The organism is Aeromonas sp. S2(2024) (assembly GCF_041402505.1).
Lineage (GTDB): Bacteria > Pseudomonadota > Gammaproteobacteria > Enterobacterales > Aeromonadaceae > Aeromonas > Aeromonas media.
On the sequence record NZ_JBGLRL010000007.1, the window covers coordinates 80,078 to 96,224 of the forward strand.

A 16,147-nucleotide genomic window follows, 5' to 3' on the forward strand; every position below is an offset into this window, starting at 1 on the left:
GCCCCTGATTAGCCGGCGGCATTCCGTTCACAACGCTGGTTGCCGGCACTGGAACAGCAGACGGTCGACAACTTCACGCTGACTCCCTGACTCCCTGACTCCCTGATTAGCCGGCCGCATTCCGTTCACAACGCTGGTTGCTGGCACTGGAGCAGCAGACTGTCGACAACTTCGCGCTGACGCCACCGGGCGTTTAGCGAAATGAACAGAGTATGAAGAATCGCCTCAGAAGGGCTTCAGACAACATCAGGCATCATGGCCTCACACTTGGATGGCACGGCTCATCCCTCATTCAAGTGGCACCCATGTGACGCTTCCAATCTGTCTTTTTCCCCGCGCCTCCTCTGAGGCGCTTTTTTTTGCCCGAGTGGCCACAAAAAAGCCCGCCGAAGCGGGCTTTGATCTGAAGGCGCGAGCCTCTAGCTCACTCAGAGGGCGAGGAACAGGCCAGCGAGCGAGGCGCTCATCAGGTTTGCCAGCACCCCCGCCAGGATGGCGCGCATACCGTAACGGGCGATGAAAGACTTGCGCTCCGGCACCATGGCCCCCAGGCCGCCGATCAGGATCGCCATGGAGGAGATGTTGGCGAAACCGCACAGGGCGAAGGTGACGATTGCCTTGCTCGACTCGTTCAGAGTCTGATCCTGCACCAGGGCGATGAAGGCGACGAACTCGTTGATGACGATCTTGGTGCCGATCAAGGCGCCGGCGGCCTGAGCCTGATCCCAGGGCACGCCGATCAGCCAGGAGACGGGGGCGAACAGCCAGCCCAGGATGATCTGGAAGCTCAGATCCAGCCCCACCAGATCACCGGCCCAGCCCAACAGGCCGTTGAGCATGGCGATCACCCCGACGAACGCCAACAGGGTCGCGCCCACCGCCACAGCGATGTTGAGGCCGGACATGGCGCCATCGGCCGCCGCTTCGATCACGTTGGTGGCGCGCGGGATCACCACATCTTCATGATGATCTTCCTCATCGGCACCGGGCGGTACCAGGATCTTGGCCATGGCCAGACCGGCAGGTGCCGACATGAAGGCGGCGGCGATCAGATATTTCAGCTCGACCCCGATGCTGGCATAGCCCACCAGGGTGCCACCGGCCACCGAGGCGAGACCGCAGCTCATCACCGCAAAGAACTGGGAGTCAGACATCTTGGAGAGGTAGGGCTTGACCACCAGGGGGGCCTCCACCATGCCGACGAAGATGTTGGCGGTGGCGGAGAGGCTCTCGGCACGGCCGGTGCCCAGCAGCTTCTGCAGACCGCCGCCCAGCAGGGCGATGACCCGCGACATCAGGCCGATGTGGTAGAGGATGGCGATCACCGCGGAGAAGAAGATGATGACCGGCAGCACGTTGAACGCGAAGATGAAGCCCAGTTTGAACTTGGCCAGATCCCCGAACAGGAAGGCAATCCCCTCCTGGCCGTAGCCGATCACGCTGCTGACGCTCTCGCTGATGCCGTTGAGCACCTGCTGACCCGCAGGCAGCCAGAGCACCAGAGCGGCGAAGATGACTTGCAGACAGAGGGCGAGACCCACTGTTCTCAGCGGGATACGACGACGATTATCAGAGCAGAGTGCGGCTAGCGCCAGGATACTCAAGATGCCGAGCAGGGCGATCATAGGGATTCCATCTATTTGGGCTGAAGATGGGCGCGGATTCTGCTCCCCTGCCCCCATCACTGCAAGTCCACCTGGTTACAGCCCTGTTAGCAAAAACGTTTGCACGATATCGGTTGCGTCAACTTGCTGATTTGGCTCGTTTTTGGTATCAGGCGAAAGTCAGTGTTTCAATATGGAAACGATTATTCCTCCACACCGGACAATCTGCCTCCCAGCCAGGGGGCCAGCCGCTGTGCCCAGTAGGGTTCGGGGCCGAAGCTCTCCTTGAGGAAATCGATGAAGAGGCGGATCTTGGGATCCAGGTGCTCCCGTCTGGCGTAGACGGCGTGCACCGCCATCTTCTGGTTCGGGCGCCACTGGGGCAGCAGGGGGATGAGCTGGCCGGATTGCAGCTCCTTGTCCAGCAGGTAGTTGGCTACATAGGCGATGCCGAGCCCGGCCAGGGCGGCATCCCGCACCGCCTCAGCCAGATCCACCCGATAGTTGCCTGCCACCTGCACCGTCTGGCGCTCCTTGCCCTGGCGAAACGACCACTCGTGGTAGCGCCGCTCCCGGCTCTGGTAGGTGATGCAGTTGTGCCTGGCCAGATCCCTGGGGTGCAGCGGGGTACCGTGGCTCAGCAGATAGTCCGGCGAGGCCACCAGCACGAAGCCGATGTCCGCCAGCCGCTGCCCCACTAGGGCCTCGGGCTTGTCCTCGTAGGTGGTGATCCAGAGATCCAGCCCCTCATCCACCAGGTTGGTGCGGTGATCGAATAGGGAGACTTCCAGCTCAAGATCCGGGTAACGCGCCTGGAATGCCTTGAGCCGAGGGATCACGTGCAAGCGGCCGAAGGACTGGCCCACCCCCAGGTGCAGCACGCCGCTCACCTTGCCGCGCCGCTCCGCCACCATGGAGTCCGCCTCCAGGGCCACCGCCACCAGGGTTCGGCAGTGGCGGGCATACTCCTGGCCGAGTTCGGTGAGGGAGAAGCGGCGGGTGGTACGCTGCACCAGCTGGGCGCCGAGCTCGGTCTCAAGCTGAGCCAGCTGCTTGCTGATGTGGGACTTGGAGACCCCGAGCCGCCGCGCGGCGGCAGAGATGCCCTGCTCGCGAACCAGGGCATCGAAGATCACCATTTGGGGAAGACGTTGCAGCACGGGGTAACCAGAGTGAGTGGCGGGCCTCCATTATTCCAGAGCCGCCCGCCAGGGGGTAGGGTCAGCGCCCCAGCGCCTCGATGATCTGCTGTTTGAGAGGGTCATCCGACGGATTCTGATTGGCACCATAGCTCGCAATCAGCTTGCCATCACGGCCTACCAGATATTTGTGGAAGTTCCAGTTCGGTGCATCCCCATCGGCGGCGGCCGCCAGCCCCTTGAACAGCGGCACCGCATCGGCGCCACGCACCGAGACCCGGTTGAACATGGGGAAGGTGACCCCGTAATCCCGGCGACACACTTCGGCGGTCTTGTTCTCGTTGCCCGCCTCCTGCCAGAAGTCGTTGGAGGGGAAGCCCAGCACCACCAATCCCTTCTCTTTGTAGTTCTGGTAGAGCGCCTCCAGATCCCGGAACTGGCCGCTGTAACCACAATAAGAGGCGGTATTGACCACCAGCACCACCTTGCCCTCGGTCAGCTGGCAGAGGTTGTGGCGCTGGGTGTTGTTGAGTTCCCGCATCTCCACATTGAAATAGTCGGGGCAGGCGGCAGACGCTGCGCCCGAACCGATCAACAACAGCAGGGTGAACCATTTCATCGACGTGACTCCTCGGGTTTTCTCCATCATACGCACGATTCCTGAACAAGGTTCAGCGATCAGTGCAGCGGGATCCCGGTCAACCAGCCGTGACCCCAGAAGACCAGCAGGGCCGTGAGCATCAGACCGGCGACCACGCTGATCCCCGTCCCCTGCCAGGTGGCCGCCGGCCGGGGCTTTGTGCGCCAGTCCCGCACCGAAATCCAGACGATGCTGACCAGCGCCCAGGCGCCTATCCCTCCGAACAGCACCAGGGAACGCGCCTCGCTGTTGACCGCCAGATGAGCGCAGGCCCAGAGCAGGGTACCGAGCAGTTGGGGATGTACCAGCCAGCGGCGCAGGTGGTTCGCTCCCTGCCCTGCGCACAGCAGGATCAGCGCGACCGGCATGGCCGCCATCACCAGCATGGGTCCCCAGGCGGGCGGGAAGTAGAGCGGCATGGGGCTGGCGCTTCGCCAGCCGGCGAGGATGCAGCCGATGGCGACGAACACCAGCAGCGAGAAGAGTCCCTTGTAACGGTTCTCCCCCAACCGATCGCACAGCCGGGCACGGTGCGCTGCGGCGAAGCAGGGATAGAGATGGATCAGGGTAAATAGCACTACCCCCAGGGTCAGCAGGATCATGGGCGTCTTCTCGCACGTTGCCCCTCACGGGATGGGGTGATCACTATGCCGCAAAGGTCCCCGGCAGAATACAAAAACCATATAGAAGACAGCAGGATAATAAAAAAGCCGATCCTGGGATCGGCAAGGTGCGTCAGAGGGTCCGCCCTCAGGCGAGCAACCACATCCGCTACACGGGGCTGGGTGTGGCCGGTGACGGGCACCGGCCAGAAGAGGGTTAACGACGCAGCAGATAGAGGGCGGCGACGTTACGGGCCGTGAGCTGCAGGTTGGTGGTGGCGGTCGCGATCGCCTCCGGCAGGGACATGGCCCGGTTGACTACCGCAAACACGGCGTCGATGCCATGGTCATGGACCACGCCGCAATCGTCGGTGAGGCAGCCGGCGATGCCAATCACCGGTTTGCCGAACTGCTTGGCGCAGCGTGCGACACCGATTGGCGTCTTGCCGTGGATGGTCTGGCTGTCGATGCGCCCTTCGCCGGTGATGACGAGATCCGCATCGGCCACTTCGTCGGCCAGTTTCAAGGCGTCGATGACGATCTGGATGCCGGGCTTGAGCTCGGCGCCGAGCAGGCCGACCAGGGCGGCGCCCATGCCACCGGCGGCGCCCGCCCCCGGAATATCCTTCACCTGCTTGCCGAGGGCCTGTTCGATGCAGTCGGCGTAGCGGGCCAGGTTGGCATCGAGCTGGGCCACCATATCCGGGGTTGCCCCCTTCTGCGGGCCGAACACGGCGGAGGCGCCTTTCGGGCCGCACAACGGGTTGTTCACGTCGCAGGCCACCTCGATGACCAGCTCGCTCAGGCGCGGATCCAGACCGCTCAGGTCTATGGTGGTGAGCTCACCGAGACCCGCGCCCCCCAGGGCTATAGGGGTGCCATCTGCTTTCAAGAGCTTGCCGCCGAGCGCCTGGATCATGCCAGCGCCGCCGTCGTTGGTGGCGCTGCCACCGATGCCGAGGATGAGGTGAGTGACCCCCATCTCCAGCGCCGCCAGGATCAGTTCGCCGGTACCGACGCTGGAGGTGAGCAACGGATTGCGCTGCTCGGGTGCCACCAGATGAATGCCGGAGGCCGCCGCCATCTCGATGACGGCACGCTCGCCATCCCCCAGCAGGCCGACGAAGCCCTGCACCTTGTTGCCAAGCGGGGCGGTCACCTCGACCGGCAGTATGCGGCCACCGGTGGCATCCACCAGGGATTGCACAGTGCCTTCGCCGCCATCGGCCATGGGCAATTTGACATAGGTGGCATCCGGCAGCACCTGTTTGAAACCCGCCTCGATGGCATCGGCCACCGCCATGGCGCTCAGGCTCTCCTTGAATGAATCGGGTGCAATCACAATTTTCATATCAATTCCTTAGGCGAGGCCAAACACGCCAAACATCAGGGTGGAGACAGTCGCAATGGTCAGACCGACCGCGGTTTCGTACGGGATAAGCTTGAGGCGCTCGCCGACGCCCATGTGGACGCTGCCACCAGTGGCGTGGAAGAAGGAGCCGTGGGGCATGTGGTCAAACACGGTAGCACCGGCATGGATCATGGCGGCACCCGCCAGACTGCTGATGCCAAGCTCGATCAGGGTGGAGCTGAATACGTTGGAGGCCACCACTGTGCCTGCGGTGGTCGAGGCGGTCGCCAGCGACATCAGGGCACCGGAGATGGGGGCCAGCAGGTAGGAAGGCAGACCGGAGGCGGTCAGGCCGCTGATCAGCACGTCCTTCAGGCCGGAGTTCGCAATGATGCCCGCCAGGGTACCCGTGCCCAGCAGCATGATGGCCACCGGCGCCATGCGGGCCAGGCCGGAGACTGCAAACTGGTTCACCTTGCTGAACTTGCCCATCATCAGGGCGCCGACCAGGCCGCCGAGGGGCAGGGCGATGAGCGGATCCACGACTATGCCGGCCACCGGGCGCAGGGCCAGCAGCAGTATGGCGACCAGGGGGGCGCTGATGGCGGCGAAGAAGCCGGGCAGCTTGCCACCGTCAAAGTTCACCACTTCGTCGGCCGCGACCTTGCTGCCTCGCTTGTTGAGGCGCTTGGCCAGCCAGTAGGCCATCACCAGTCCGAACAGACCCGGGATGATGCCGGCCGCCATCACTGACGTGAGGGGCAGGTGGAAGGCGTCGGACGCGGCGATGGCGTTGGGGTTGGGAGACATGACGTTACCCGCCTTGCCGCCCCCAATCATGGCCAGCAGGATGGCGGCCTTGGAGAGATCGGCACGGCGGGCGATGGCGAGCGCTATGGGGGCAACCGTGATGACGGCCACGTCCACGAAGACACCGACCGCGGTCAGGATCAGGGTCGCCAGGGCCAGGGCCAGCAAAGCGCGGGTCTCGCCGAGCTTGCGGACTATGGTCTCGGCGATGGTGGTGGCGGCACCCGATTCGATCAAGACACCTGCCAGCACACCGGCCGCCAGGATCCGCATCACGGCCGTGGTGATCCCCTGGGCGCCGCCGATCATCAGGGCGACGGTCTGGGTCAGGTCGGCGCCGCCGATCAGGCCACCAGCCAGGGCACCGACGATCATGCCGTAGGCGGGCGGCACCTTCTTCAGAATGATGAGGAAGATGGCGATGGAGAGCGCAGCGAGAGCACCGAGCGCGGATACAGGGATCATGACGGGCACCTTTCAAATGAGTGAGTGGTGGCCATTATGGTGATCCCAACCCGGAATGCTTTGGCTTAAAAGCCAAAACTTGCGTTTCAACAGCCTTTATTTTTGTTCATATGAACAAGTCAGCCGTCGAGATTGAGCCCGAGATAGAGCAGGAACTTGTCATCTAACTTGTTGAAATTCAAGCCTGTTATCTGCTCTATCCGGGTCAGCCGGTAACGCAGGGTATTGGGGTGGATGAAGAGCGCTTCGGCACAGGGATGCAGATCACAATCCTGCAAGAAATATTGGCGCAGCGTTTTTTGCAGCGTTCCTTTTGCATCCTCCTTTGCCAGCTTTTGCAGCGGGGCCCGCAGCTGATCCGCCTGCCAGGAGTCCGCCAGGCTGCCGAGCAGCACAGGCAGGCGGTAATCCTCGAAGAAGTAGACCTGCTTGCGCGGCGCCTGGCTCATGCCACGGCGCAGGGTGTCACGGGCGGTCTGGTAGGAGCGCGCCAATCCGCCCGTCCCGGCGAAGTAATCACCCACCCCTATGCGTACCTTGAAATGAGGAATGCGGGCCAGTAACTGCTTGATGCGGCTGCGCTCCTGCGCCGATTGCCAGACGCCGTCACAGAGCTGCGCCGGCTTGAGCACCACTATCTCGTCCAGACCGTTGATGGCCACCAGGTTGTCCCGCTCCGGGTTTTCCAGCAGGTGCACCAGTTCCCGCAGGCGGGCGGGCTCCGCTTCCTCCAGTGCCAGCACGGCGACGACGCGAGGCTGCGCCAGATCCAGATCGAGGAAGCGGGCCGCCTGCTGCAGCTGATCCACCCGCCCCTCGCCGCGGATGAGCTGCAGCACCAGTTCCTCCTTGTGGCGTTTGTCCCACTGCAACTGCTCGGTGAGCGCCGCCTGCTCCAGGATCAGCTCGGCGGTCATCCGCACCAGCTCGGCGTAAGCACGCACTTCCTCCGGATCCCCAGAGATGCCGATGACCCCGAGCAACTCCCCCTGATAGGCGATGGGCAGGTTGATGCCGGGCCTCACCCCCTTGAGCTGCCGGGCAGTGGCATCGCTGATCTCCACCACCCGGTTCTCGGTCAGTGCCAGCACGGCCCCCTCGTGGCGCTGATGGAGCCGCTCCGGGTTGCCGGAGGCGATGATGAGGCCCCGCTCGTCCATCACGTTGACCGAGAACGACAGTATCTTCATGGCCCGGCTGACAATCTGATGAGCGAGCGCGTCATTGAGCTGCATAACATCTCCGGATAGATAGCCGAGGGGTTCTGGAGGCGATCCCCAGACGATGTGGCTCCTCCATCACCTTGGCCGAGCACGACCGTCTCTGCATCACCTTGCTGACGATCTGCCGGGGGAGCGTGTCATTGCGTTGCATCATATCTCCATACCATTCGTTGACAGGGCACCCGGGTGGCCTGGATCCGGGGGACAGACCCGTTAAAGATCCCACATCATCAAGACAAGCGCGGGGGGGATCGCTAGAATAGGCCACTTTACGCTATCTGTGCCCCACCATGGATCATGGATCCGGCGTCATGCCGCTCCCTATTGTGGTGGCTCCACCCTTCCGATAGGGACTCCGCTATGGATTATGAATTTCGCCGCGACCCGTTCGGTGGCTATCGCGCCCGGTTCTCCATGGGCCACGAGGCCATCGGTCAGTGGCTGATCGATGAAGTTGGCAAGGATGAGGAGACGCTCGACGAGCTCTTCTCCATCATTGACCAGCTATCCAATCGAACCCGCACTGAGTACCAGCGTCATGGCGGTGACTATTCACTGCTGCTCACCCCTGAGGAGGCCGAGGTGAAAGCCAACGTCCTCAATATCGAGCTGGATGAGGATCTCGACGATCTCGCCTACTACGATGATGAGCAGCTGGCCATGTGCGGACTGGAAGACTTTGCCCAGGTGCTCGGCTCCTGGCGCGCCTTTATCCGCAACGAGGATATGGGCTGAATACCCACATTTCGGGCGAGCATGCCCCTTGCAACCCAACAGGATTGACTATGTCCATTTACGATTTTGATGACGAACTGCCGGAAGACGAAGAACAGGAATCCAGCCAGAAAGCCGCCGTGCCTGCCAAGAAGAAGGGCAAGCAGGTGATGAATACCCAGGTCAACCTGAGCCCGCGCGATGCCAGCCGCCTGAACGGCCTGCACGTCGAAGCCATCACCACCCTGGATGACGTCAGCCTGCCGAAAAACGTCATCTTCAAAGCCGGCCTCATCGCCCTGGGCGAGCTGGAAGCCACCAAGCGCGCCGACATCATAGCCCGCGTCATCGCCGAATCCGGCCGTTGATATGGCCTGGACCCGTGCATTCGGGCCACCACCTATCCCCAAAGCCGGAGCCTCTGCTCCGGCTTTTTTATTGTCCGCTCCGGTGGCAAGAAGAAGCACGCCAGGGCTCCGACCAGTCCATTGCGCCTTGTGCGAGAGGCGAAGGCTCGTTAAGGTGCGCCCCTTGCAACCCACAAGGAGACTCAATGTTACCACTCCCTGACACCCTCATCTGGCTCGCTCTTGGGCTGGCCGTGCTGCTCTGCCTGGCCCGCCAGCAGCGCAGCGGCCTGATCCTGCTGGGGATTGCCCTGCTGACCGCGCTCTGGCTGGAGCGACTCGGCCCCGTCGCCGCGCTGGTCAGCCTCGCCGGCCTGTTGCTGGCCTGGCGCACGCCCACCCTGCCCCAGCCCTGGCGTGGCGTCGCGCTGACCCTGGTGCTGCTGTGGGCCCTGGCACTGACGCTGCACCTGGTGCCGGGCTTTGCCAACCTCAAGGTGCTGGATCGGGTGCAGGCCGGCCCCGCCAGCGTCCCCTTCACCCTCTACCTGAATCTGGACAAGCCGCTCATCTTCTTCGGTCTGCTGCTGGCCTGGCCCGCCCTGCTCGGCCCGGGCGGCGCGATGCGCTGGCGACCGCTGGCCCTGCTCATGCTGCCGCTGGCGGCCCTGCTGATCACCGCCTGGCAACTGGGAGCCCTCAAGCCCGAAGTGGGGCTGCCCCACTGGTGGTGGCTGTTCGCCTTCAACAACCTGCTGTTCACCTGCGTGGCGGAAGAGGCGCTGTTTCGCGGCTTTATCCAGCAAGGGGTGGCGAGCCGAAGCAAGCCCTGGCTCGGTCTCCTGGTCGCCAGCCTGCTGTTCGGGGCCGCGCACCTGGCCGGCGGCCCGCTGCTGGTGCTGCTTGCCGCCCTGGCGGGGGCCTGCTATGGCCTGGCCTTCCTGCTGAGCGGACGCCTGAGCGTCGCCATCGCGATCCACTTCCTGTTCAACTTCGCCCACCTGGCCCTGTTCACCTACCCGCTGGCCAGCCGCTAACTGTGTAGGCTGGTTCTCGCCGGATAAAAAAATGCCCCGAACCTGTGGGTTCGGGGCATTTTCATCGCATCCAGACAGCTAGTCGACGTAGAAGGTCTGCTGGAAGGTCAGCGTCTGCTGCTGCCCCTCCCCCATGATCTTCAGGGTGAACTGGTAGGTGTCCTCGTTCCGGTAGGGCAGCACCGCCAGGTAGTAAATGGAGTCCCCCTCCTTCACCTCCTGGAAGCTCAGGGTACGGATGGTGCCGGTGAGGTTCTTGGCCTCGCCGCTGATGCCCACCGCCTGAGCCACCCCTTGCTTGTTCTGCACCGCAATGTTGACGATGCCGTTGTAGCGGCTGCGCTCCAGGCCGTAAGCCTTGGCCACCTCAGGGGTGAGGAAGCTGGAGTTGAAGGCGCTGTAGTGAACCTGCCAGGGGCCCAGCTCCTTCATCTGCTCGGCCCGCAGTGGCAGTGTCATCAAGAGTGCCAGCAGGCAGCTCATCCAGACTGTTTTCATGATGTCATCCTTCTCGTGTTCCACTCTCCAGCAGGGCGGCGATCTCGGCGGGGATCTGTCTTGGTGCCTCGATGGCGACCGTCTTGTGCCGTCCCAGCTCCCCCCGCACGATGCGGACCTGCCCCTTGGCCACCTTGCACTGCTTGGCCAGATACTTGATCAGATGGCTGTTCGCCTGACCATCCACCGGCGGCGCCGTGATGGCCACTTTCAACTCGTCCCCGTGCAAGCCGACGATCTGATCCCGGCTCGCCTTGGGCTGGATCATCAGATGCAACACCAGCTCGTCCCCTTCCAGCAGGACGGCGGGCATCAGATCATCCACCACAGCTGGCCGAACAGATCCCCCAACAGATAGTTTATGGCCTGCAGCGCGATGAAGGCGACCAGCACGGAGAGATCCAGGCCACCCAGCGCCGGCAGTATGCGGCGGATGGGTGCCAGGAAGGGCTCGGTCAGCTGATGCATCACGTATTCGATGGGGTTGCGGCCCTGGCTAACCCAGCTCAGGATGGCACGGATCAGCAGCACCCAGAAGATCATGGAGCCCGTCTTCTTCAGTATGGTGAGCACCGCAAACAGGCTGAGGGTCAGCCAGTCGGTCAGCAGCACGTTCATGCTCTTGAGCAGCGCCAGCTTGGCGAAGGCGATGATGAGTGCCAGCAGCACAGAGGCCATGTCCAGCCCGCCGAAGCCGGGGATGATGCGGCGCAGCGGGATCACCAGGGGGTTGGTCACCTTGACCACCATCTGGCTCATGGGGTTGTAGAAATCGGCGCGGGCCCACTGCAACCAGACTCGCAACAGCACCACCATGAGGTAGAGATCAAAAATCGTATTAATCAAAAAGTAAGCCGTGTTCATCCGGGCTCCTTGCTACAAAAGGTTCAGAAAAGGGTTTCCATCTCGGCAGCCCGGGTGACGGCCGCCTGCATGGCACGTGAGGTCAGCGGCTTCAGCCCCTGCTCCTGGAATGTCTTGACGGCCTCGGCCGTGGTGCCGCCCTTGCTGGTGACCTGCTCGCGCAGGGCCTGCAGGGAGAGCTCGGGGTTCTGCTCCACCATGGCGGCGGCGCCAAGGGCGGTCTGCTGCACCAGCAGACGGGCCTGCTCAGGGGAGAAGCCCATGGCCTCTGCCTCCTCGGCAATCCCCTGCATGAACAGGAAGAAGTAGGCCGGGGCACTGCCCGCCGCCGCGATGACGCCGTTGATACCGCTCTCCTGCGCGACCCAGAGGGTCTTGCCGACGGCCTGCATCATCTGTTCGGCGAAGTCGCGATCCGCCTGATTTATGCCGGTCGGAGCATAGAGCCCGGTCATTCCCAAGCCCAGCAGGGAGGGGGTATTGGGCATGGTGCGGATGATGCGGGCATGCCCCCCCGCCATCTCCTGCAACCGCTCGACCTTGATACCGGCGGCAATGGAGATGAGCAGCTTGCCCGCCAGCGACCCCAGCTCGGCCACCAGCGCCTCCAGCATGGCCGCCATCAGCTGGGGTTTGACCGCCAGCACGATGACGTCGGCCTCACGGGCCGCCTCGGCGTTGTTCTGGGTGATGCGAATGCCGAACTGATCAGCCAGTTCGTCCAGCTTGGGCCGACTGGGGTTGGCGGCGATGATCCGCCCGGCCGGATAACCGGCCTGGATCAGGCCGGCAATGATGCTGCGGCTCATATTGCCCGCCCCGATGAAGGCGAGGGTTCTCTTATGCTGCATCTTGCACTCCTGCTGATGAAATGACTGCGGAGCCCTGCGTGCCCGCCCCGATAAAGGCGAGGGTTCTATGTTGCATCACACACTCCTGTTAATGGCTTCCAATGCTGCGGTGTGCCGGCGCCGACGAAGGCGAGGACGGGCTGCACCGTATGCTTCTGTTCATGAGTAATCACGGGCACCGAAGATGGCGGTGCCGACCCGGACCATGGTGCTGCCATGGGCGACGGCGGCCTCGAGATCCTCGGTCATGCCCATCGAAAGGGTGTCGACGCTCGGGTATTGTTGCGCAAGCTCGGTGAACAGAGCCTGCATGCGCCGCATCTGCACAGCCAGAACCGCCTCGTCGCTGGTGTGCTCCGGGATGGCCATCAGGCCACGCAGCACCAGTCGCTCGCTCTGGGCAACCATGGCGGCCAACCGGAAAATCTCTTGCTCCGACGTACCGGATTTGCTGCTCTCTCCGCTAATATTGATTTGCAGACAGATATTTAGCGGTGACAACCCGGCTGGACGCTGGTTGTTGAGGCGCTCGATAAGTTTGTCACGATCGACGCTTTGCACCCAATCGAATCGCTCCGCCACCAACCTGGATTTGTTCGATTGCAGCGGGCCGATAAAGTGCCACTCTATGTCTTGGCAGGTAGCCTGCTCACGCAGGGCATCAATCTTGAGGGCGGCCTCCTGAGCATAGGATTCGCCAAAGCGGCGCTGACCGGCGGCATAGGCGGCCTGGATATCTTCAAGCGGCTTGGTCTTGCTGACCGCAAGCAGCTGGATATGATCGGTGCCACGGCCAACTCGCCTGGCGGCCTGTACAATACGTTCCTTTACCTGAAGCAGGTGCTGGGCAATCTGGCTCATATTTCGTTCGTGATCTTGTGATGGGAGAATAACAAATCTATGGATATCACAGAGTTATTGGCTTTCAGTGTAAAGCATAAGGCCTCGGATCTACACCTCTCAGCCGGGGTTCCCCCGATGATCAGGGTTGATGGAGAGGTTCGCAAGATCAATTTACCCGCCCTGGATCACCGTGAAGTGCACGCCCTGATCTACGACATCATGAACGACTATCAGCGCAAGGAGCTGGAGGAGAATTTCGAGGTGGACTTCTCCTTCGAGGTACCCGGCATGGCGCGTTTTCGGGTCAACGCCTTTCAACAGGCGCGGGGCTCTGGCGCCGTGTTTCGCACCATACCCAGTACCGTTCTGACCCTGGAGGATCTGGAAGCTCCCGAGATGTTCCGCAAGATAGCCGAGTTTCCGCGCGGCCTGGTGCTGGTCACGGGCCCGACAGGTTCAGGCAAGTCCACCACGCTTGCGGCCATGGTCAATTACATCAATGACAACTTCCACCACCACATCCTCACCATTGAGGATCCCATCGAGTTCGTACACGAGAACAAGCGCTGCCTGGTCAACCAGCGCGAGGTGCACCGCGATACCAAGAGTTTCGCCAACGCCCTTCGCTCGGCCCTGCGTGAGGACCCGGACATCATACTGGTGGGTGAAATGCGCGACCTCGAGACCATCCGCCTCGCCATGACGGCGGCAGAGACCGGTCATCTGGTATTCGGTACCCTGCACACCTCGTCGGCGGCCAAGACCATAGACCGGATCATCGACGTCTTCCCCGGCTCGGAGAAGGACATGGTGAGATCCATGCTCTCCGAGTCCCTGCGGGCGGTCATCTCCCAGACCCTGCTCAAGCGGATCGGCGGTGGCCGGGTGGCAGCCCACGAGATCATGCTGGGGATCCCGGCGGTGCGAAACCTCATCCGGGAAGACAAGGTCGCCCAGCTCTACTCCGTCATCCAGACCGGGATGACCCACGGCATGCAGACCATGGATCAGAGCCTCAAGCAGCTCGTCAACCGGGGCGTGGTTGCCGCCCTCGATGCCAGGGCCAAGGCGGCCGATCCCAACAGCATTTAAGATGCTTTCATACCCAAGGAGACACTATGAACATGGATGTTCTGCTCGCTGCACTGGTTGAACAAAAGGGATCGGATCTCTTCATCACGGTCGATGCCCCCCCCACCCTCAAGGTCAATGGACGCCTGGTACCGCTCGAGGGGGGGCCGCTGGACAGGCAGGCGGCGCTGGCCCTGGTCAGGGATAGCCTGGACGAGACGCACTTCGAGCGATACCTGCATAGCCGGGAGGCAAACTACGCCATCCACCGCGAAGGACTTGGCCGATTCCGGGTCAGCGCCTTCTGGCAGCAGGATATGCCGGGCATGGTGCTGCGTCGTATCGAGACCCGTATTCCCACCTTCGAGGAGTTGGTACTGCCCCCCATCCTGCAGGATGTGGCCATGGCCAAACGCGGGTTGGTGCTGTTCGTCGGTGCCACGGGGGCTGGCAAGTCCACCACCCAGGCGGCCATGATCGGTTATCGCAACCAGCACGGCGACGGCCACATACTGACGGTGGAGGATCCGGTGGAGTTCGTCCACCAGCATGGGCGCTGCCTGGTGACCCAGCGGGAGGTCGGCATAGACACCGACTCCTTCGACGTGGCCCTCAAGAATTCCATGCGCCAGGCTCCGGATGTCATCCTGATCGGTGAGATCCGTACCCAGGAAACCATGGAACTGGCCATCCAGTTTGCCGAGACGGGCCACCTCTGCCTCGCCACCCTGCACGCCAACAACGCCAACCAGGCGCTGGATCGCATCCTCCATCTGGTGCCGGAGGCGAAACACCGCCAGTTCCTGTTCGATCTCTCCTTCAACCTGCGCGCCATCGTGGCGCAGCAACTGCTCCCCAGCGTGAATGGCAGCCGCCGGATCGCCGCCTTCGAGATCCTGCTCAACACCCCGCTCATCACCGACATCATCCGCAAGGGCGAGATGCACAGGCTCAAGGAGGTGATGACCAAATCCGGCGAGCTCGGCATGCAGACCTTCGATCAGGCGCTGTTCACCCTGTTCTGCGCCGGCCAAATTGGCTACAGTGAGGCCCTTGCCCATGCCGACTCCGCCAACGACCTGCGACTGCTGATCAAGCTGTCGGGTCGCGAGCAGCTGGGTGCAGGCACACTCGACAACGTGACCCTGGATGAATGAGGGACGTGCGTCACCGCTAGTAAAGGACAGTTATGCTGATTGTGGTTTCCCCGGCCAAGACGCTGGATTACGAGTCGCCGCTGGTGACCTCCCGTTTCACCCTGCCCGAGCTGCTGGATCACTCCGCCCTACTGATCCATCGGGCCAGGCAACTGGCCCCGGATCAGATCGCCAGCCTGATGAAGATCAGCGACAAACTGGCGGGACTCAACGCCGCCCGCTTTGCCGAATGGCAGCCGGATTTCACCCCTAACAATGCCCGCCAGGCCCTGCTGGCCTTCAAGGGTGATGTCTACACCGGCCTCGCCGTGGAGGATTTCAGCGAGGCGGATCTCGACTTTGCCCAAGCGCACCTGCGCATGCTGTCCGGCCTCTACGGCGTGCTGCGACCGCTGGATCTGATGATGCCCTACCGGCTGGAGATGGGGATCCGCCTCGACAACGAGCGCGGCAAGGATCTCTATCAGTTCTGGGGTGACATCATCACCGAGCACCTGAACAAGGTGCTGGCTGCACAGGGCAGCGAAGTGCTGATCAATCTGGCGTCTGACGAATACTTCAAGTCGGTTCGCCCGAAGGCCCTGAAGGGCCGCATAGTGACGCCGGTGTTCAAGGACGAGAAGAACGGCCAGTTCAAGATCATCAGCTTCTACGCCAAGAAGGCCCGCGGCATGATGGCCCGCCACATCATCAAGCACCGGCTGACCGAGGTAACCCAATTGACCGGGTTCAATGAGGCTGGCTACTATTTCGTGCCACAAGAGTCCGACGATCGCACCCTGATGTTCAAGCGCACTGAAAATTAATTACAAATGGAGGGAACCAAGTTCGGGATCCACGGGTCTGAACCTATGAATCCTCTGTTGTAAGCACTTTTTGTTGGCCGACGTTAATGCGTCGGCTTTTTTCTGCGCGCTTCTCACCACACGGG

General features: G+C 62.4%; 18 protein-coding genes. 6 read left to right on the top strand and 12 right to left on the bottom strand.

Annotated features, from left to right (window positions below; translation table 11 throughout):
* Positions 1 to 428 precede the first annotated feature (428 nt).
* The 7 genes from ACB039_RS09445 to ACB039_RS09475 form a co-directional block, all read right to left on the bottom strand.
* A complete protein-coding gene (locus tag ACB039_RS09445; protein ID WP_371165542.1) occupies positions 429 to 1,625 on the bottom strand; it encodes a NupC/NupG family nucleoside CNT transporter in 1,197 nt (398 codons plus the stop codon).
* 182 nt (positions 1,626 to 1,807) lie between these two features.
* Positions 1,808 to 2,743: a LysR family transcriptional regulator gene (locus tag ACB039_RS09450; RefSeq protein WP_182789004.1), complete on the bottom strand. Its 936-nt coding sequence runs from the start codon at positions 2,741 to 2,743 to the stop codon at positions 1,808 to 1,810.
* 82 nt (positions 2,744 to 2,825) lie between these two features.
* Positions 2,826 to 3,362 (bottom strand): glutathione peroxidase, encoded by a 537-nt coding sequence (locus ACB039_RS09455; protein WP_171269310.1) that lies wholly within the window; start codon positions 3,360 to 3,362, stop codon positions 2,826 to 2,828.
* A 59-nt stretch (positions 3,363 to 3,421) separates the two neighbouring features.
* Positions 3,422 to 3,985: an NnrU family protein gene (locus ACB039_RS09460; RefSeq protein ID WP_371165543.1), complete on the bottom strand. Its 564-nt coding sequence runs from the start codon at positions 3,983 to 3,985 to the stop codon at positions 3,422 to 3,424.
* A gap of 217 nt (positions 3,986 to 4,202) precedes the next feature.
* On the bottom strand, positions 4,203 to 5,336 hold the full coding sequence (locus ACB039_RS09465; RefSeq protein WP_371165544.1) for a glycerate kinase: 1,134 nt from the start codon (positions 5,334 to 5,336) through the stop codon (positions 4,203 to 4,205).
* 9 nt (positions 5,337 to 5,345) lie between these two features.
* Positions 5,346 to 6,611, bottom strand: a complete 1,266-nt coding sequence (locus tag ACB039_RS09470) for a GntP family permease (protein WP_371165545.1) — start codon at positions 6,609 to 6,611, stop codon at positions 5,346 to 5,348.
* A gap of 119 nt (positions 6,612 to 6,730) precedes the next feature.
* Complete coding sequence (locus ACB039_RS09475) at positions 6,731 to 7,846, bottom strand: sugar diacid recognition domain-containing protein (RefSeq protein WP_005332298.1); 1,116 nt, start codon at positions 7,844 to 7,846, stop codon at positions 6,731 to 6,733.
* A 348-nt stretch (positions 7,847 to 8,194) separates the two neighbouring features.
* Here ACB039_RS09475 and ACB039_RS09480 point away from each other — a divergent pair, with 348 nt between their 5' ends.
* The 3 genes from ACB039_RS09480 (at position 8,195) to ACB039_RS09490 (ending at position 9,932) form a co-directional block, all read left to right on the top strand.
* On the top strand, positions 8,195 to 8,569 hold the full coding sequence (locus ACB039_RS09480) for a YacL family protein (RefSeq protein ID WP_005332296.1): 375 nt from the start codon (positions 8,195 to 8,197) through the stop codon (positions 8,567 to 8,569).
* Positions 8,570 to 8,619: 50 nt separating this feature from the next.
* Positions 8,620 to 8,916 (top strand): hypothetical protein, encoded by a 297-nt coding sequence (locus ACB039_RS09485; protein WP_005332293.1) that lies wholly within the window; start codon positions 8,620 to 8,622, stop codon positions 8,914 to 8,916.
* A 185-nt stretch (positions 8,917 to 9,101) separates the two neighbouring features.
* The gene (locus ACB039_RS09490) at positions 9,102 to 9,932 is read left to right on the top strand and encodes a lysostaphin resistance A-like protein (protein WP_371165546.1); all 831 of its coding nucleotides are present in this window, start codon (positions 9,102 to 9,104) and stop codon (positions 9,930 to 9,932) included.
* 78 nt (positions 9,933 to 10,010) lie between these two features.
* On the opposite strand, the gene ACB039_RS09495 is transcribed toward ACB039_RS09490, so the two are convergent.
* From ACB039_RS09495 to ACB039_RS09515, 5 genes are all read right to left on the bottom strand, one after another.
* On the bottom strand, positions 10,011 to 10,430 hold the full coding sequence (locus ACB039_RS09495) for a DUF4426 domain-containing protein (protein WP_041206420.1): 420 nt from the start codon (positions 10,428 to 10,430) through the stop codon (positions 10,011 to 10,013).
* A 4-nt stretch (positions 10,431 to 10,434) separates the two neighbouring features.
* A complete protein-coding gene (gene yggU / locus ACB039_RS09500) occupies positions 10,435 to 10,743 on the bottom strand; it encodes a DUF167 family protein YggU (RefSeq protein ID WP_043128939.1) in 309 nt (102 codons plus the stop codon).
* Positions 10,743 to 11,294, bottom strand: coding sequence for a YggT family protein (locus ACB039_RS09505; protein ID WP_025325667.1), 552 nt, complete (start codon positions 11,292 to 11,294; stop codon positions 10,743 to 10,745). The genes yggU and ACB039_RS09505 overlap by 1 nt, the downstream gene beginning before the upstream one ends.
* A gap of 23 nt (positions 11,295 to 11,317) precedes the next feature.
* Positions 11,318 to 12,145 carry a pyrroline-5-carboxylate reductase gene (gene proC / locus ACB039_RS09510; RefSeq protein WP_371165547.1) on the bottom strand — a complete coding sequence of 276 codons (828 nt, stop codon included), beginning with the start codon at positions 12,143 to 12,145 and terminating at the stop codon, positions 11,318 to 11,320.
* 159 nt (positions 12,146 to 12,304) lie between these two features.
* Positions 12,305 to 13,006 carry a YggS family pyridoxal phosphate-dependent enzyme gene (locus tag ACB039_RS09515; RefSeq protein WP_371165548.1) on the bottom strand — a complete coding sequence of 234 codons (702 nt, stop codon included), beginning with the start codon at positions 13,004 to 13,006 and terminating at the stop codon, positions 12,305 to 12,307.
* Between the two features lie 39 nt (positions 13,007 to 13,045).
* On the opposite strand from ACB039_RS09515, the gene tapT reads away from it, so the two are divergent.
* The 3 genes from tapT to yaaA are packed head-to-tail and all read left to right on the top strand — an operon-like array spanning position 13,046 to position 16,022.
* Positions 13,046 to 14,080, top strand: coding sequence for a type IVa pilus ATPase TapT (gene tapT, locus ACB039_RS09520; RefSeq protein ID WP_041206426.1), 1,035 nt, complete (start codon positions 13,046 to 13,048; stop codon positions 14,078 to 14,080).
* Between the two features lie 26 nt (positions 14,081 to 14,106).
* Complete coding sequence (locus tag ACB039_RS09525) at positions 14,107 to 15,216, top strand: PilT/PilU family type 4a pilus ATPase (RefSeq protein WP_042649788.1); 1,110 nt, start codon at positions 14,107 to 14,109, stop codon at positions 15,214 to 15,216.
* A gap of 32 nt (positions 15,217 to 15,248) precedes the next feature.
* Positions 15,249 to 16,022, top strand: coding sequence for a peroxide stress protein YaaA (yaaA, locus tag ACB039_RS09530; RefSeq protein WP_371165549.1), 774 nt, complete (start codon positions 15,249 to 15,251; stop codon positions 16,020 to 16,022).
* Positions 16,023 to 16,147 lie beyond the last annotated feature (125 nt).

What these genes read in the sequence shown, in the direction of transcription:
- ACB039_RS09525 (WP_042649788.1), top strand. Translation starts at nt 14,107, where the DNA reads ATGAACATGGATGTTCTGCTCGCTGCACTGGTTGAACAAAAGGGATCG.
- proC (WP_371165547.1), bottom strand. Translation starts at nt 12,145, where the DNA reads ATGCAGCATAAGAGAACCCTCGCCTTCATCGGGGCGGGCAATATGAGC.
- yggU (WP_043128939.1), bottom strand. Translation starts at nt 10,743, where the DNA reads ATGCCCGCCGTCCTGCTGGAAGGGGACGAGCTGGTGTTGCATCTGATG.
- ACB039_RS09475 (WP_005332298.1), bottom strand. Translation starts at nt 7,846, where the DNA reads ATGCAGCTCAATGACGCGCTCGCTCATCAGATTGTCAGCCGGGCCATG.
- ACB039_RS09460 (WP_371165543.1), bottom strand. Translation starts at nt 3,985, where the DNA reads ATGATCCTGCTGACCCTGGGGGTAGTGCTATTTACCCTGATCCATCTC.
- ACB039_RS09450 (WP_182789004.1), bottom strand. Translation starts at nt 2,743, where the DNA reads ATGGTGATCTTCGATGCCCTGGTTCGCGAGCAGGGCATCTCTGCCGCC.
- ACB039_RS09470 (WP_371165545.1), bottom strand. Translation starts at nt 6,611, where the DNA reads ATGATCCCTGTATCCGCGCTCGGTGCTCTCGCTGCGCTCTCCATCGCC.
- ACB039_RS09480 (WP_005332296.1), top strand. Translation starts at nt 8,195, where the DNA reads ATGGATTATGAATTTCGCCGCGACCCGTTCGGTGGCTATCGCGCCCGG.
- ACB039_RS09465 (WP_371165544.1), bottom strand. Translation starts at nt 5,336, where the DNA reads ATGAAAATTGTGATTGCACCCGATTCATTCAAGGAGAGCCTGAGCGCC.
- ACB039_RS09445 (WP_371165542.1), bottom strand. Translation starts at nt 1,625, where the DNA reads ATGATCGCCCTGCTCGGCATCTTGAGTATCCTGGCGCTAGCCGCACTC.
- ACB039_RS09485 (WP_005332293.1), top strand. Translation starts at nt 8,620, where the DNA reads ATGTCCATTTACGATTTTGATGACGAACTGCCGGAAGACGAAGAACAG.
- ACB039_RS09515 (WP_371165548.1), bottom strand. Translation starts at nt 13,006, where the DNA reads ATGAGCCAGATTGCCCAGCACCTGCTTCAGGTAAAGGAACGTATTGTA.
- ACB039_RS09505 (WP_025325667.1), bottom strand. Translation starts at nt 11,294, where the DNA reads ATGAACACGGCTTACTTTTTGATTAATACGATTTTTGATCTCTACCTC.
- ACB039_RS09455 (WP_171269310.1), bottom strand. Translation starts at nt 3,362, where the DNA reads ATGAAATGGTTCACCCTGCTGTTGTTGATCGGTTCGGGCGCAGCGTCT.
- yaaA (WP_371165549.1), top strand. Translation starts at nt 15,249, where the DNA reads ATGCTGATTGTGGTTTCCCCGGCCAAGACGCTGGATTACGAGTCGCCG.
- tapT (WP_041206426.1), top strand. Translation starts at nt 13,046, where the DNA reads ATGGATATCACAGAGTTATTGGCTTTCAGTGTAAAGCATAAGGCCTCG.
- ACB039_RS09495 (WP_041206420.1), bottom strand. Translation starts at nt 10,430, where the DNA reads ATGAAAACAGTCTGGATGAGCTGCCTGCTGGCACTCTTGATGACACTG.
- ACB039_RS09490 (WP_371165546.1), top strand. Translation starts at nt 9,102, where the DNA reads ATGTTACCACTCCCTGACACCCTCATCTGGCTCGCTCTTGGGCTGGCC.